This is a genomic window from Eggerthella sp. 1_3_56FAA (genome assembly GCF_000185625.1).
Classification (GTDB): Bacteria; Actinomycetota; Coriobacteriia; order Coriobacteriales; family Eggerthellaceae; genus Eggerthella; species Eggerthella lenta.
The window spans coordinates 782516-798473 of sequence record NZ_GL622580.1 but is presented as its reverse complement, the minus strand read 5'-3'; the positions used below and the strand labels follow the sequence as shown (position 1 = coordinate 798473).

The 15958-nt window shown below is 65.1% G+C and carries 14 protein-coding genes; 9 read left to right on the top strand and 5 right to left on the bottom strand.

The features are described from left to right. Positions 1 to 21 precede the first annotated feature (21 nt). Positions 22 to 1305: a homoserine dehydrogenase gene (locus HMPREF1023_RS08690; RefSeq protein WP_009305863.1), complete on the bottom strand. Its 1284-nt coding sequence runs from the start codon at positions 1303 to 1305 to the stop codon at positions 22 to 24. Between the two features lie 16 nt (positions 1306 to 1321). Beyond that, positions 1322 to 2677, bottom strand: coding sequence for a diaminopimelate decarboxylase (gene lysA / locus HMPREF1023_RS08685; protein ID WP_009305862.1), 1356 nt, complete (start codon positions 2675 to 2677; stop codon positions 1322 to 1324). 709 nt (positions 2678 to 3386) lie between these two features. On the opposite strand from lysA, the gene HMPREF1023_RS08680 reads away from it, so the two are divergent. The 7 genes from HMPREF1023_RS08680 to HMPREF1023_RS15985 all read left to right on the top strand — a co-directional run bounded on the left by HMPREF1023_RS08680 (position 3387) and on the right by HMPREF1023_RS15985 (position 8269). Continuing rightward, positions 3387 to 3782, top strand: coding sequence for a molybdenum cofactor biosynthesis protein MoaE (locus tag HMPREF1023_RS08680; protein WP_009305861.1), 396 nt, complete (start codon positions 3387 to 3389; stop codon positions 3780 to 3782). Positions 3783 to 3992: 210 nt separating this feature from the next. Continuing rightward, positions 3993 to 4511 (top strand): RNA polymerase sigma factor, encoded by a 519-nt coding sequence (locus tag HMPREF1023_RS08675; protein ID WP_009305860.1) that lies wholly within the window; start codon positions 3993 to 3995, stop codon positions 4509 to 4511. Next, complete coding sequence (locus tag HMPREF1023_RS08670; RefSeq protein ID WP_009305859.1) at positions 4508 to 5494, top strand: hypothetical protein; 987 nt, start codon at positions 4508 to 4510, stop codon at positions 5492 to 5494. Before HMPREF1023_RS08675 ends, HMPREF1023_RS08670 begins: the two co-directional genes overlap by 4 nt. A gap of 185 nt (positions 5495 to 5679) precedes the next feature. Further along, positions 5680 to 6300, top strand: coding sequence for an alkaline shock response membrane anchor protein AmaP (gene amaP, locus HMPREF1023_RS08665; RefSeq protein ID WP_009305858.1), 621 nt, complete (start codon positions 5680 to 5682; stop codon positions 6298 to 6300). A gap of 11 nt (positions 6301 to 6311) precedes the next feature. Further along, a complete protein-coding gene (locus HMPREF1023_RS08660) occupies positions 6312 to 6758 on the top strand; it encodes a DUF2273 domain-containing protein (protein WP_009305857.1) in 447 nt (148 codons plus the stop codon). Between the two features lie 96 nt (positions 6759 to 6854). Continuing rightward, positions 6855 to 7367, top strand: coding sequence for an Asp23/Gls24 family envelope stress response protein (locus tag HMPREF1023_RS08655; RefSeq protein ID WP_009608111.1), 513 nt, complete (start codon positions 6855 to 6857; stop codon positions 7365 to 7367). A 680-nt stretch (positions 7368 to 8047) separates the two neighbouring features. Further along, positions 8048 to 8269 (top strand): hypothetical protein, encoded by a 222-nt coding sequence (locus HMPREF1023_RS15985; RefSeq protein ID WP_009305855.1) that lies wholly within the window; start codon positions 8048 to 8050, stop codon positions 8267 to 8269. A gap of 369 nt (positions 8270 to 8638) precedes the next feature. On the opposite strand, the gene HMPREF1023_RS08650 is transcribed toward HMPREF1023_RS15985, so the two are convergent. Together HMPREF1023_RS08650 and HMPREF1023_RS08645 are read right to left on the bottom strand one after the other, a co-directional pair. Then, complete coding sequence (locus tag HMPREF1023_RS08650; protein ID WP_009305853.1) at positions 8639 to 9532, bottom strand: hypothetical protein; 894 nt, start codon at positions 9530 to 9532, stop codon at positions 8639 to 8641. A gap of 133 nt (positions 9533 to 9665) precedes the next feature. Further along, positions 9666 to 11609: an FAD-binding protein gene (locus HMPREF1023_RS08645; protein WP_009305851.1), complete on the bottom strand. Its 1944-nt coding sequence runs from the start codon at positions 11607 to 11609 to the stop codon at positions 9666 to 9668. 227 nt (positions 11610 to 11836) lie between these two features. Here HMPREF1023_RS08645 and HMPREF1023_RS08640 point away from each other — a divergent pair, with 227 nt between their 5' ends. Together HMPREF1023_RS08640 and HMPREF1023_RS08635 are read left to right on the top strand one after the other, a co-directional pair. Next, positions 11837 to 13336 (top strand): helix-turn-helix transcriptional regulator, encoded by a 1500-nt coding sequence (locus HMPREF1023_RS08640; RefSeq protein ID WP_009305849.1) that lies wholly within the window; start codon positions 11837 to 11839, stop codon positions 13334 to 13336. Between the two features lie 88 nt (positions 13337 to 13424). Then, positions 13425 to 14594: an Mbeg1-like protein gene (locus HMPREF1023_RS08635; RefSeq protein ID WP_009305847.1), complete on the top strand. Its 1170-nt coding sequence runs from the start codon at positions 13425 to 13427 to the stop codon at positions 14592 to 14594. Here HMPREF1023_RS08635 and HMPREF1023_RS08630 read toward each other — a convergent pair. Further along, entirely contained in the window at positions 14591 to 15910 is a 1320-nt protein-coding gene (locus HMPREF1023_RS08630) for an MFS transporter (RefSeq protein WP_232228705.1), read from the bottom strand. The two genes, HMPREF1023_RS08635 and HMPREF1023_RS08630, sit on opposite strands and share 4 nt — an antisense overlap. Positions 15911 to 15958: the final 48 nt, after the last annotated feature.

Below are 15958 nucleotides of genomic sequence, written 5' to 3'. Positions count from 1 at the left end.
GGCGTCGATGTGCGCGCAGGATCACTCCTCCACGCGGATGACGCTGGGCTCATCGCGCAGCACGTCGTCGAGCTCGGCGATCTCGGCCAGCACGTCGCGCACGCTCTTCTCGCGCGCGGTGTGGGTGACGTACACGAGATCCACCTGGCCGCTTTCCTTCTTGCCGCGCTGCACCACCGAGTACACGCTGACGTTGTGCTTGGCGAACACGCCGGCCATCGCGGCCAGCACGCCTGAGCGGTCGGCCACCTTGAAGCGGATGTAGTACTTCGTCTTGAGGTCGTCCATCGGCACGATGGGAAGCTCGTCGGTGCAGGTGCAGCCCACCAGCGGCCCCACGCCCAGCGTGACATGGCGCGCCACTTCCACCACGTCGCCCATCACGGCGCTGGCGGCCGGGCCCGCGCCCGCGCCCTCGCCGAAGAACATCGTCTCGCCCACGGCGTCGCCTGTGACGTAGATGGCGTTGTACACGCCGTCAACGGTGGCCAGCTGGTGCGACAGCGGCAGCATCGTGGGATGCACGCGCACGTCCACGCCCTCGTCGGTGCGGTGCGCCAGCGCCAGCAGCTTCACGCAGTAGCCCATGTCGCGCGCTGCGTCCAAGTCCATCGTGGTGACGTTGCGGATGCCCTCGGTGTGCACGTCGTCGATGGTCACGCGCGAGTTGAACGCGATGGACGCGAGGATGGCGATTTTCGCGGCGGCGTCGAACCCGTCCACGTCGGCGGTGGGGTCGGCCTCCGCGAAGCCCTTCTCCTGTGCCTCCTTGAGCGCGGCGTCGTAGCTGAGCCCGTCCTCCACCATACGCGTGAGCATGTAGTTCGTCGTGCCGTTCACGATACCCATGACCGAGCTGATCTCGTTGGCGATGAGCGAGTGCTTCATCGGGTCGATGATGGGGATGCCGCCGCCCACGCTGGCTTCGAACGCGATCTCCTTGCCGGCCTCGTCGGCCGCGCCCATGACCTCTTCGCCGTACGTTGCCATGAGCGCCTTGTTGGCCGTGACCACGTTCTTGCCCGCCTTGAGAGCGCCCACCACGATGTCGCGCGCCACGGTGGTGCCGCCGATCAGCTCCACCACGATGTCGATGTCCGGATCGTTCAGGATGTCCTGGTAATCCTGCGTGAAGATGTCCTCCACGCCGTGCGCGATAGCCTGCTCGGGGTTGCGCGAGCACACGCGCACGAGCTCCACGTCGATGCCGTAGTGGCGCTTGAAATCCTCGCGGTGGTTCTTCAGGATGTCGATGCACCCGCCGCCGACCGTGCCCGTGCCCACCAGTCCCAGTTTTACCGTCATGCTGCGCTCCCTTTTCCTAAATGTCTCGGCTCATCAGGTCTTCGTACGTTTCGCGTCGCGTGGTCACGCGGGCCTGGCCGTCCTTCACGAACACGATGGCCGGCCGCGGCTGGCCGTTGTAGTTGCTGGCCATAGTGTAGCAGTACGCGCCCGTGCCGAAGACGGCGACGATGTCGCCCAGGTCGGGGTGCTGCATCGGCATGTCGATGACCACGGCGTCGCCGCTTTCGCAGTGCTTGCCCGCGATGGTGACGATCTCGGTGCGCGGCTGACCCGCCTTGTTCGCGATGACCGGCTCGTAATCGGCGTGGTACAGCGCCGTGCGGATGTTGTCGGACATGCCGCCGTCCACCGCCACGTACTTGCGGATGCCCGGCAGCGTTTTCAGAATGCCCACCGTGTACAGCGTCACGCCCGCCGTGGCCACCAGGCTGCGGCCCGGCTCGGTGAGCAGGCGCGGCTCGGGCACGCCGAACTTCTCGCACGCCGCGTGCACCGCCGACGTGACCGTTTCGGCGAACTCGTCGATGGAAGCCGGCTTGTCGTCGGCCGTGTAGGCGATGCCCAGGCCGCCGCCCACGTCCAGCTCCTCTATACGATAGCCGTACCCTTCCTCGATGCGCGCCATAAGCTCCACCATGACCTCGACGGCCTCAGGGTAGGAATGCAGCGCGAATATCTGCGAGCCGATGTGGCAGTGCAGACCCGCCAGCCTCACGTTCGGGGCCGCCAGCACGTCCTTCACGCACCCGTAGGCGAAGTCGTCGCGCATGGTGAAGCCGAACTTCGAGTCCTCGCAACCCGTGCGGATGTACTGATGGGTGTCGGCCTCGACACCCGGCGTGATGCGCATGTAAATAGGCTGCACGACGCCCAGCTCGCCCGCGATCTCGGAGATGCGCTTGAGCTCGATGCGGCTGTCGATGATGATGCGGCCAACGCCCGCCTGGATGGCTTCGCGCAGCTCGCGCGGCGTTTTATTGTTGCCGTGCATGAAGATGCGCTCGGTCGGGAAGCCCGCGGCCAACGCGATGGCCAGCTCGCCGCCGCCTGACACGTCGAGGCACAGCCCCTCGTCGGCTACGATGCGCGCGGCCTCCTTGTTGAGGAACGCCTTGCTGGCGTACACGACATCGGAGTTCTGATAGCGGCTGCGGAACGCCGCGAGGTAGGTTTCCATGCGCGTGCGCATGTCCGCCTCGTCCATGACGTACAGCGCCGTGCCCTGCTCGCGCGCCAGCTCCACCATATCGACGCCGCCCACATACAGGTGGTCGTCCTTCACCTCGGCGGTCAAGGGAAGCACCGCGCCCAGCTCCATGGTGGTGCGGTTGTCCGGTTGTTTGCTCAAGTCGGCTGCGGGAAGAGACATGCGATTCCTTTCGTGCGTCCTGGGGATTCGCCTAGTCTATCATCCCCGCTCGCGCACGGCGACACCCTGATCGAAAATGTCGCAATCATCCACCCTGCGGCAGGCGCTAAACGGCTTTTGGAAGCCGGCCGAAGCGCCGCTCCATGCAGGGGGAACGTTATGGAAGGTCGACGGTTGCTTTCTAACCAACGCGCACAGATGTTTCACGTGAAACATCTTCGGATCCGCCCGCTCCCCGCGTTTCGCGCCCCATGTGCGCGTCTATGCTCCCCGCGCCTCGCGTCCCGCTCCCGCCCGCGCGTCCCTTCGCTCCCGCCCGCGCGTCCCTTCGCTCCCGCCCGCGCACAGATGTTTCACGTGAAACATCTGTGCGCGTCGAAGCGGGATGCAGGATGGTGCCCGTGCCGGCAGGGTCCCGCGATGGATCGTCTCCGCATGGCAGAGATCGCGCGCTATGTACGATTCTCCGCCATCGTCGTTTCTTCCGACCTGGGCTTTCCTTCTTCGCCTTCGAAGACGAGCCCCGATAATCGTGCATAGCGCGCGATCTCTGCCGCCTCGCTTCCCAATCCGCCGTCAGGTCGATGACGAAGCGAGCCCGCACGAGCCGTACGCGATGGCCGACGGCGGCAAGGCCCCTTCATGGCAACGTCTCCCACGATTCTCAATGGCGTATAATGGGGCGATCATCCTCGAGGAAGGGAGCGGCATGGCTCAGCAGGAACCGTCCATCGATCAATGGCTCGCGGAAGCGAAGCAGGATCCGAACGCCGCGCAGTGCGGCATGTACCTCACCCACAACGGCATCGTGCGCATCACGCCGAAGAAGCAGGTGCGCGAAGGCGTCGAGGGCCTGGGCGAGGTCGCCCAGGTGGAATTCTCCTACGACGCGGCCGGCGTGGAGGCAGCGGTGCAAGAGGCCCTCACCTGGCCGGGCGTATACTACGTGCGCACGTGGCTGAACGAGGGCGTGCTCAACGTGGGCGACTCCATCATGTACGTGCTCATCGGCGCCGACATCCGACCGAACTGCATCGACGCGCTGCAGAAGCTGGTGGGCAAGATCAAGAACGACCTCGTGGAGGAGAAAGAGATCTACGCGTAAAGCGAAGGCGGCGGACGCAACAGGGCAGCTCGGCGAAAAGGTCTCGTCGCGCGGAACCGCCAGAAAAGGCGATCCCGCGACATAAGGCCGCCCTTCGGCGGCGCTCACAGGCGGCGAAGCGGCGAGAAATCCCGCTTCGCCGCTTTTTTCTCATTCCGGGCACATTTCCGAAGCCGGTTTCGTGTTGGTGGCAAGGAGGCGATACCCCGTATGCAACCAACGCTCAGGCAGGACGACTTCATGGAGCGCGCCATGCGCACCTGGGGAAGCACCGTCTACCGCCTGGCCCTCAACCAAACGCAGTCCCCGCACGACGCGGAAGACATCTGCCAAGACGTGTTCCTGCGCCTGCTGAAAGACGCAACCGCTTTCAAAGACGACGAGCATCTCAAGGCATGGTTGCTCTGCGTCGCCATCAACCGCTGCCGCGACCTGCACCGTTCGGCCTGGAAACGACGCGCCGAACTCACCGACGCGGTTCCCGATGCGGGCCGCGAAGATCCTCGCAGCGACGATGCGGCACGCGCCCTGCAGGACAGCGAGCTCGGACGAGCGCTAGGACGCCTGCCCGACAAGATGCGCCTGATCGTGCATCTGCACTACTACGAGGGATTCTCGACCGAGGAAATCGCCCGCCTCGTGCACTGCGCGCCCGCTACGGTTCGCTCGCGCCTGAGCCGGGCTCGAACGCAACTCGGGAAGATGCTGGGGAAAGGGGGCATCCTTTGAAACGGACAGGACAATCACCCGAGCAGGACCAGTACCGCGCGCTGATGGACGACATAGAGATGCCAGGCCGCGTGCACGATCGCGTGATGCGCGAGGCGCACCGCCTGCGCACAGCGGAGGCGGTGCACGCGAAGCCTACCCGCCGACCGCGCACCTGCAACCAAAGCGGCTATCGTACGCGCCGCTTCGTCACGGCCGTCATCGCAGCCGCTTGCGTGCTTGCCCTTGCGAGCGGCGTCGCGTTCGCCATCTCGCAGCAACTCGACAATGCGACGGCGAAAAACTCCTTCGCCCTCGATGCGGGCACAGACGACTTCGGATACGGCGGCTTCACGAAAGTGTGGCGCAGCGACCCGGAGATAGATCCGAACAACGCCGACAACGCGCCCGACTCGGGGCAGCGCTACCTCTCAGTGGCCCATCTGTTCGACCTCTCCTGCACGGGAACGAACGTCGCTTCGCTCACCTACACGGTGGAAGGCGACCGCGTGCTGTTCTACACGAACGCCCGCATGCCCGAATTCTCCTACCAGGAGGGCGACGACCCCTATACGGAAGATCGCACCACGAGCTTCACCGTGAACTACGACGAGCAGAACGCGAACAAGACCGAGATATGGCACGCCCTGCGCGTTTCGTTCCCGTTGGAGGGAGAGGTGGCGGAGCTGTACGATGCCACGACGGGAGAGTTCTACGGCGATCGTCGAAAATGGGACGTCAATATGCACGAAAACCTCAATGCGCTGCTCATCCGCAAATACGCCGACATGATCGCGCAGGCGCGTCTCAAGGTGACGGCCACGTACGACGATGGAACGACCGAAACGAAAACCTACGTCATAACCCCGGTCGACAACCTCGAGGAAACGCTGCGCGCCTACGGCGAAGCCCTGCGCGCGCAAGCCGCGGAAGAGGAGGCGAACCCCGGCCCGACCGAGCCCATAGCCCGTCCGCAGCTGTTCAGGTTCACGCAAATAGACTGACCCGAACCCCTTTACCGAGCCGTCGGACATGCAAAGGGGTACGGGTGCTCAACAACACGGCAAACGGCTGGCGGCACTTTTGCGCGGCCAGGCGCGCCCGTTGCGGCTTTCTTCTAGAGTAGTCCCACTCTATCCGGCAGCGCACCGCCATCGGGCGTGCGCATTCTAGAAGAAAGGCGGCATCTATGGGAAAGTTCAAACGCTTTTGCATGATCGTGTTCGTCGTTGCTGCCGTGCTGGGCATCGGCGTGCTCGCAGCCCTTTGGTTCGCCTGGGAACCGCTGTTCCCGGCAATCGCCTGGCTCATGAGCATGCCGTGGTTCTTCGTCGTCGAGGCCGTTCTGCTAGGCATCACGGCGCTGGGCCTGCTGGTCGTGTTGATTCGCGCCATCACTGCTCCGGGCAAGAACTCGCAGCTGGAGCTTGAGCGCGACAACGGCAGCATCGCCATCACGCAGAACGCCATCCAGTCCACGGTCAAGCACGTCGTCGAGAGCCATCACGGCCTGTCCACGGACAACGTCAAGGTTCACATCACGAACAAGCACGACCCGCGCATGAGCATCCACGCGAAGATCGATCCGGGTCGAAACGCCGAGCTGGGACAGCTGGGCGCGAAGCTGCAGGACGAGATCGCCGCGACGCTTGAAGCCTTCACCGGCTACCCCGTCGACTCCGTGCGCATCACGTTCGCAGGCGACGCCGACGTGGTTACACCCGCGTTCACGCAGCAGGCCACGAAGTATACCGACGACACGCGCCGTCAGCACCAGACCAAACCGGTGCCCGCCCACGTGGTCGAGTAGGTGATGCGACGATGACTCAGTCCACCATGCGCATCCACCCTGCGGCCACCCCGGCTCCGAAGTCGGCGCCCAAGCAGTCGCAGGCGGCGAAGCAGAAGCCGAAAACGACGAACGCTTACGCGTCTTCGAACCAGAAGCACGACGAGCAGAAGGCTCCGCAGCGTACGGCCGACACACCGTCCGACGTGCTGGCGAATGCAGCGGCCGAGACGAAGCGCGACAAGGGCGTGTACGCCAGCATGAAGCGCGCGTTCTCGCCGTACGTGGAGAACCACAGCCATGCGGTGCTGTACGGCATCATCGGCTTCGTCGCGGCAGCCCTCATCCTCATCGTGGGATTCTGGCCCACCGTGCTGCTGGCCGTGTTCGCCGCCATCGGCGTGGTCATCGGCAAGTACCGCGACGGCGACCGCAAGACGCGCCAGCAGATGAAACAGGTCCTCGAACGTTTCAACTAGCGAAACGCCTCGCGTGCCGCGCCCATCCCCCTGCGAGATTCGCGCAGCACGAGGCGTTCGCCCCCCCGATCCATCATGCTACAGAAAGGAACTACCATGACCCAGAGCACTATGACCAAGCCAGCAACCTCTTCCACCTACAACCCCTACTCCGATATGGACGCCGATAAGAAAAAGAGCGATGCCGCCACGGCCGACTCCGTCTCCGCCGAGCCGGTGTACAAACTGGTCATCGACGAGAACGTCGTGGAGAAGATCTCCTCCATGGCCGCTCAGAAGATCGACGGCATCATCGACATGAAGGGCAACGTTCTCTCCCGCATCCAGGAAGGCCTGGGCGGCGCAGACAAGACAAAGGGCGTGGACGCCGATATCGTCGACGACACGAACGCGAAGATCAACCTCGACGTGATCATGGAGTACGGCAAGTCCGCCCCTGAGATCTTCGACGACATCAAAAAGGTTGTCGGCGGCGACCTCAAGGACATGACCGGCCTCAACGTGGTCGAGATGACCGTGAACGTGGTGGACGTCATGACTCCGGAAGAGTACGCCCAGAAAAACGGGTCCAACAGCGACGACGGGCAGCAGGACGACTCGGCCAACTAGACCGGGTTCGCCCTCAGCGTCGTGTTGCGGAGCCGTCCCGTCCGCGCTCCGCACCCCGTGTTGCAAGCCCGTCGCGCCTCCCGCGCGGCGGGCTTTTTAACGAGCGGGGCCGGATTGCTCGCCTGCCCTCAAATATCATCCTGACCCTTTCGCTTCCCCTATCCGACATCCTACCGCGTCCGACATCCCGCTCCCCGCGCAGCGCGCGGCGTGCGTGCCCTTCTGCGGGCCATTTCGGTCAGCCCACCTGCCCTCCGCTGTCAAACCAGAATTGACATAGCCCGGGTCGGCCCGCCCCGCGAAAGCTCGCCGGCGGCTCGGAAGCCCTCTTCGGCCATCGGCCAGGAGCCCGTCCCGCCCGATCGCCAGCCGCCCGACAGGGGAAGCGGCGCGCGGCGGTGCATGTCGATCCTGGTTTAGCAGCCGATAGGGCAGCGAATGGCAAAAAGACATCGAATTCGGAAGCGATCGCGTCATCCGGGATGGGTCCGCCGAGCAGCGCCGGAAGCAAGCGATCTCATGACCTGGGACTATGATAGATTGGGATTACCAGCACGTCTGCGGTTCGCTACGCAATTTCCGAATTCAATGCTTTTTCGCCATCGGTGGCCTCGCCGGATGCACGAGGCACGGCGCTTTGAGAGACGCGGCGCCTAGGCGACACGCCGCGCGGCCGGAGCTTGCGCGTCAAACGGACAGCCAGAGCGAATGTTTCACGTGAAATATTCGAAGCCGAGCAACGCCGCGACGGCTTCGACAAGATCCACGCGGGAACGAAGGGCAAAGCGCGTGCAATCCGCGCGAGAAACAGCGGCAAGAAACGTGGAATCCGCACTGTAAACGCGTGGGATTTCAGTAAGATCGAGGAAGATCTGCGCTGGATGTGCGCCATGAAAACGTGAGATGGGGTTGTTATACTAAGAAGCACGAACCCGCCAGGCGGGGAGGATGACACACCCTCTTTACATCCATTTCCGAATTCTAGATATACGGAAGGGGGTGTCCTCCATGGATGGTATTGTACTCAGCCTTACCGGAGTTATCTTGCAGGTTCTCGGCCTCGTAGCTGCTTTCGGCAGCTTGGCGGTCGGGGCGGCCTCGCTCGCGCTTCAAGCGTGGTCGAAAGACGAACCCCGGTCGTCCCAGAGGGACGAACCGGGCGCACAATAACATCCGAACCGCCGTAGCGAGTTCGAGAGCCGTGGGGAGTTAGCCGCTCCCTGCGGCTCGCCTGCTATTATAAGGAAGCAACCGCTCCTCCGCAACGGTGCCTAACGCGTTTTCCGCACTTCTTCGGTGATCTTCGCGAAGTCGCCTTCCGCGGCGCAGTAGCGCGCCAAGTCGCGCGTGTTCACGCTCTCGGCTCCGTCGATACGCGTAATCGCACCCAAGCCGAAACCGATCTGCGGCACGCCAGCGGCCGCCATCTGCGCGAAACGGTCCTCCTTGCCTGCGCGCGCAAAGCGAAGAGGCAGGTACTCCATGAAGCCATGCTCGGTCAACGCGCCGCGCATCTCGTCCAGCTGGCGCGCGACCTCGTCGCAACCCGCCGCCAGCTCATCGGCCACCCGCACAAGCTCCGCGTGGGTCGCATGCGAGCGCGCGGCCGCCAGCGCCGTGCGCCGCACGTTGAGCGCACCGTCCCCGCCCTCGGAAGCATCATGGCCGAACGCCAGCACCAGCCCCAACGTGTCGTTCGCGTACGAATGCAGGAAATGGTCGCAGATAATGGGCAGATCGTTCAGGTTGTCCACCCGATTGAGCCGCACGAAGTCGACGGGGTTGAGCGACAGCATCTCGAAGTCGAAGCGCGTCACCCCGGCGCGTCGGAAAAACGGCATGGTCGCCCCGCTCACGTTCGCAATGGACGAACGCATGGCGACGGGCGCGTCCTCGGCCACGTCGCAAACCTGCCGCACGGCGCGCACGATGCGCGCGATGTCCGCGCCCGCGTTCGATGCCACGCCGCCGCCCAGCTGCACGGCGCGCACCAGGCAATCGTCGAACTGCCCCGCGTTCGCCTCGATCTCGGCCACCAGCGCGTCGGCGTAGCGCGCCATGCGCGCGCTATCCCACCCGAGGATCATGCCCTCGCGGCGAAGCGCGCGATCGTCCACGCAAAACGGGACGGACACCTGAACGATCGCATCGCGTTTCTCTGTCATGATCGTTGCTCCTTCTTCTGCTCGCGCGGAGCGGCGGCCACTTGAAAGCAGCCGCCGCGCGCTATGGGCCGACTGGCATCGGGGAGGGAGAGGAGGGATACGCCAACCGGCCCCGAATCGGTTGCGGGCCGCTTTACGCCTTCAGGTCCTCGATGACGCTTTCGGCAGCGCAGTAGCCGGAGGTCAGCGCCGAACCGCAGCTATTGCCAGCCGTGGGCGTGGCGTACTGGATGCCGTAGCGCTGGCCACAGGTGTTGCCGGCGGCGTACAGGCCCGCAATGGGCTGCTTCTCGCCGGTGAGCACCTGGTAGCGGCCGTCGGTGCAGATGGCCGCATGCTGGCACAGGCCGCCGGAAGGATTGCCGCCCGTGGTGCCGAACGAGGCGAAGAAGGGAGCGTCCTTGATGGGCAGCAGGTTCTGCGGGTCGCAGCCCCAGTCGTCGTCGTGGCCCTTCGCGCACAGCTCGTTGTAGCGCTCCACCTCGGCCAGAAAGTTCGTCTTGGCCTCGCCGGTGTAGCCCACGATCTCGGCCAGCTCCTCAAGCGTGTCGGCAGCGTACACCGTGGAGTACTCTTTGCCGAAGCGGGAGAAGGCGCGCACGTCGAAGCCGTCCTTGCCGGTTTTGTAGTTCGCCATGTTCTCGCGCACTTCTTCCACCATGTAGTCCGAGCTGCGGTCCATCGTCTCGTGGCCGTACCCTTGGTGCGACAGGTACTCTTCCCAGTTCGCGTCGGTCACGTTCACCAGCAGCTGGCCCTCGGGAAGCATGTCCAGGTAGCCGTTGGAGCCGTGCTTCACCATGGTCTCGTTCATGAAGCGCTTGCCGTCGTTGCCGAAGCACGGCCATGCGCCGCCGAACGCGAAGCCCGGCACACCGTTGATGCCCGCGGCCTGGCCGGCGCGGGGGCCGCCCTCCATCGTGCCGCCGGCCCACATGCACATGCGGATGCCCGAGCCGTCGCGGCCCATGCCCCCGATGCTGGTGGCGTCGGTGCGGTCGTTGCCGTACGACCAGGCCAGGTTGCGCATCTGGTCGGACAGGTCGAGGCGCATGTCGGGGTTGCCGCCGAAGTCGCCCGCCGCCACGACCACGGCCTTCGCGTTGATCTGGTGGTACGCGCCGTCGACATCCTGGAAGACGGCCCCGGTCACCGCGTCGCCGTCCTGCACCAGCACCACGCCCTGGTAACCCCACTTGATGGTGCCGCCGGCTTCCTCGAACGCCGCGTGCACCGAGCGGATGACGAACGGCCACATGTTGATGTTGGATTCCTCGTCGCGCCACTGAGTCATGGCCGGCCACGACCTCTGCCCGCAGCACTCGCCGTTGAAGTTGTCGTTGCCCTTGTAGTTCGAGGTCTTCGCATACTTCTCCACGTACTCGGCGGGAATGTGCCCCACCATCCAGTCGAGCATCTCGCCCGAGCGCATGGCGTAGTCGCGCACGATCTTCTGGTGCGCATGGCCGCGCGAGAGGCGCATGTACTCGTTGAACACCTCGGTGGTGTCGATCTCGGGCGTGCCTTTGTCCAGGAACAGCTTCGAGTTGTAGCAGGCCATGTCGCAGGCGTATTCGTCGTACTCGTCGTAGGTCTGCATATCGGCCAAGAAGACGTTCGCGCCTTCCTCCTGGCAGCGCAGCGCCGCCACGGTGCCCGCGTTGCCCGCGCCGATGACCAGCACGTCGCAGTCCTCGGTATCGGCGATGTCGCTGACCACGGGCGCGTCGCCCAACCACGCCGGCTTGTTCAGCATGAAGTCGGCCGGCTTGATGCCCAGCTGCTCGCAGCCGCCGCCCGCGGACAGCACGCCGTCGCCCTTGAGGGCGATGTACTCTTCGGGCGTGGTAGGCGCCTTCGCGCTGGCATTCTGGCCGCGGTTGAACGTCGACAGCTCCTGCATCACGTCGTACGTGCCCGCTTCGCCGGAATCGGCGGCCGCCGCCGAGGCGGTGGAGGCCGACTGCTGCGGCGAGCATCCGCCCAGCGCTCCCAGCGCGGCGACGCTCATCGTGCCGGCGGCCGCCCCCTTCAAGAAGTCGCGACGCGACCAGCTGTGCTTCGAGGTGGTTCCCATGTTCCCGCTCCCTTCAATCATGTGCCCATGTTCCGATCCCGGCGTCGCCCGCTTCTGTTGTGCGGCGCCGGACGTTCGGCTACACTACGGTGCAGGCCGGGGTTTCGCCATCACTGAAAGCGATGATTTCGGAATCCGCAGGGTGCGCCGCACGCGCCCACCCTATAGCTGAATTTGGTGATTTGCGCTATCTACGAGGGAAAACGCCGAGGCGTTGCAGGGAGGGCATGGAAAGCGCGCAACAACACGACTCGAAGCAGGCGTCTCCGGCGCCCGTCTCGTTCAAGCCCGCGCTGCTGGGCGCGGGACTGCTGTTCTCCGTCTTCCTCAATGCGATCCGCTTCTTTTCTGAGCACGGAACGGGCGCGACGCCCTCGCTGCACCCCTTCGCGGTGTACGCCGGCTGGGGGCTGACGGGCGCGGGCATCGTGCTCGCCGCGCTGGCCATGTTGGCCAAGCGCGCAGATCGACGCACGCCCGACCTCACCCGCACGGCGCCTCTGGTGACAGGCGCCTGCCTGGTCGCCATCGGAGTGCAGTTCATGCTGCCGCTGTACACGCAGCTGACGCTGCCGTTCGCCGAGCCCGCCATGTTCGGCCTGGCGTTCGGAGCGGGACTTGCCATGCTCGCCACGGCGTGGGGCTCGGTGTTCGCGCGGCTCGAACCGGAGAATTTGCTGTTCAACAGCGCATGGGGCATCGTGGCGGCAGCAGTCGTCCATTTCGCGGCCGAGCCGCTTTCCCCCTCTCCCATCGGGTTGGCGCTGATCGCATGCTCGCTTGTCACATCGGTGGCGCTGCTGTTCGTCGCCCGCACGTTCAACGACGAGACTGCGGCACCGCACCCCGCCGGCGCCGAAAGCGCAAGCGAGGATGACCATCGCATCCGGCTGCGCAAGGCAGCCGCCATATTGTGGATGCCCCTCGTAGGGGCGTGCATCACCTGCTTCATCTTCGGGCTCACCTGGGATCCCGTCATCTCGAGCGAGCAGATGCGCCTGCCCGATCCGCTGGGAGCGTGGAAATCGCTCATCGGGCCGTCGCTGCTGGCCATCGTCGTCGCGCTGTTCGTGCTGCGCAAGGCAAACTCGTCGCCGCTCAGATTGCTCAACCAGGCCGTGTATCCCATCGCCGTGGCGCTTCTGCTCGCGCTGCCCGTCATCAGCTCCGACAGCGATGTCGCAGCGGGTATCATCGACGTGCTCACCCAGGCCAGCTTCGCGGTGATCGCGCTGGCCATCTGGTGCAGCATGGCCAGCGCCGTCCGCAGCGTGCCCTTTGCCGCCACGTTCGTATTCCCGGCCTGTCTCGCGCTGCTAGCGCTCGCGTTCGTGGCCGGCCTGTGCGGCATCGCCGTCATCGGCACCGACGGCCGCACGATCTGTCTCATCATGCTCACCGTGTACCTGGCGCTCATCGCCATATCGTTCGCGCAAGGCTCGCGGCAGCGCGAAGGCCGGCGCACCGAGCCTCACGGCGCGGACGACTCGCGCACGTACATCCACCGCCGCTGCGACACGCTGGCAGCCGAACGGGGGCTGTCGCCGCGCGAGCGCGAGGTGCTGTACTACCTGGGACGAGGCTACAATCACGGCTATGTGGCCGAGAAGCTCTACATCTCCGAGAACACCGTGCGCACCCACGTGCGCCACATCTACGCGAAGCTCGCCATCAACTCGCGCGAGGAGCTACTCGCCATGATCGACGACGAAACGCCGAGAGGTTGAAGGTCGGCAGATTGAAGGCCGGCAGCGCCCGAGACGCGGTATGATGAGAGGCGACGCAGGCGGTATCGGATGCTAGGAGCGCTGCTGCATGAACATTCTCGACTATCTCGGCACGGAGTTCGCCTCATTCGAGGAAAAGCCGTTCAACCCGGTCGATTCGGCGGCGCTTTCCCAGTTCTGCATGGTGCGCGCCGAAGGGATCGTGCCGCCGCTGCGCGAGCGCAAGGCGTTCGGCAGGCTCGGCACCATCGTGAAGAACCTGCTATCCCCTTCGGGACGCCCCGCCCACTTCCTCGATACATTGCGTGCCGAACACTATGAGCATATGTTCTCGGGCCTCATCCCTGGCCGCGTGAAGGAAAATATGCTGGCACTCGCCGCCAGCCCGCGGTTTCGCGACATGGTCATCCGCGATTACCTCAGCCTGTTCGATACCGAGCGGCAGACGCAGTTCGCCGCCATGACGTTCGTCTACAAGAAGGAATTCGCCTACGTGGGCTTCCGCGGAACCGACACGTCCATCACCGGCTGGCGCGAGAACTTCAACATGTGCTACACCGCGCCCGTGCCCGCCCAGGAGCAAGCCGCGCGCTACCTGGAGGCCGTAGCGCCGCACCTGCCTCGCCGGCTGTTCGTGGGCGGCCACTCGAAGGGCGCCAACCTCGCGCTGTACGTCGCGCTGAACGCGTCCGCCGCTGTGCAGGACCGCATCGAGCGCGTGTACACGCACGACGGCCCCGGTTTCAAAGCGGGCGCGTTCTCGCCCGATGATTGGAGAAAGCTGGACGGCCGCATCCACCGCACCGTCCCGCAGGACTCCGTCATCGGTATGCTCATGGAGTCGCACACCCCGCCGCTCGTGGTGCACAGCACCGAGCGCGGCCTTTTGCAGCACAGCCCGTTCTCGTGGGAGGTCGACGGCGACGATTTCGTCTACCTCGACAACCTCACCGAAAACGCCCGGTTCACCGACGCGCTGCTCACCGAATGGCTGGCGCGCTACTCCGACGAGGAAGCGGCGGCCATCGTCGACGCGCTGTTCAAAGCCGTCGAGGCCTCGGGCGCCCAGAACGCCACCGAGGTCTTCTTCGGCGGGGCGAAAACGGTGGCCCTGCTGAGCGAGGCGGCCAAGAACATCGACGGGACCGCTCGCGAAACCCTGGTCGGCGCCCTCGGCTCGCTTGCCGAGCTGGCAGGCCACCGCGTCACCCAGGGCATCGTCGAACGCATCGTCCCGAAGAAAAAAGCGCGCTCTTAGAACGCGGGCTCCTCCGCCTGCACCGCGCCGCTTCGCACGTGCGCGGCGCCCATCAGGCGCTTTGCCGCAGCCATACCCACCAGCAGCAGCGCGGCGCTCGCAACGCCCGTGCCAATGCCCAGCATCAGGCCGGGATCGTACGAGCCGAAGCGGTCGAACAGGAACCCATACACCGAAATGCCCAGCGAGCCTACCAGCGATGTGCCGATGCTCACGTACGAGAACAGCGTGCCGTAATCCTTCGATCCGAACGCGCTGCGCACCAGCAGCGGCACGTTCACCGTCACCATCGCCGTAAGCACGCCGAACAAGGCGGCCGCCACCATGACCATCCCCACGTTGCCGTTCGAGGCTAGGAACAGCGCGAACGCGGTCACGCCCACGCCGAAGCCGCACAGCGTCGCGTTGCGCGGCCCCACGGCGTCGGCCAGCCACCCCAGCACCAGCTTGCCCACGATGTTGCTGATCATGGCGATGGAAGGAAGGAACGCTGCGACGGCGGCGAGCCCGACGGTGCCGGCGTACGTGGGCATCAGCTGCAAAAACGCGCTCTCGAGCGACAGGAATCCCGCAACCAGGAACACGCACGCGAACGCCAGCGAACGCACGGCGCGAGCCGCCGAGACGCCGGACGCCGTTTCGGCTCCGCTGCTCGCCGGGGTGTCTTCCACCTCGTCGGCTCCATAGGCATCGCGCGGGTCGGCCGGCTTGAACTTCATCACCAGCAGCGAGAACGGCAGCACCAGCACGGCTGCGATCAGGGCGAGCACCGCATAGGTGGGCCGCCATCCCAACGATTGGATGAGCGCGCCGCCCAACGGGTTCATCACCGCCCCGCCGATGCCCGAGCAGGCCATGGCGACGCCCATCGCAAGGCCCGCCTTCTTCTTGAACCAGTTGCCTATCATGACGGGTGCCGGCAGCAGGAACGCGAACGCGGCCGCCACGCCCAGCACCGCCCCCGCCACGTACCACTGCCACACCGCGTTGAACTGCCCCATGGACGCGAACGCCAGCGCGGCCGCCACCATGCCGACGCTCACCAGCACGCGCATGCTCACCTTCGGCAACAGCTTCCCCGCCACGGGAAGCGCCGCCGTCATGCACAAACCCTGGATCGTGAAGTACAGCATGAAGCTGCCCTGCGAGAACTGCAGATCGCCCAGCACGGCGGGAACCATGATGCCCGCCGCGTTGTTGATGGTGCCCATGCCTCCCGCTTGCAGGAAGCAACAGGCGATGAGGATGAGCCATGCCGGATGCAATCGGCGCGAACGCCGTTCACCGCCTGTTTGGTTCGTCGTGTGCTGCCGCATGCGCATACTCCCTTCTCCGCTCTGGGGCCGCCAGGCCTTCGAGCGTTT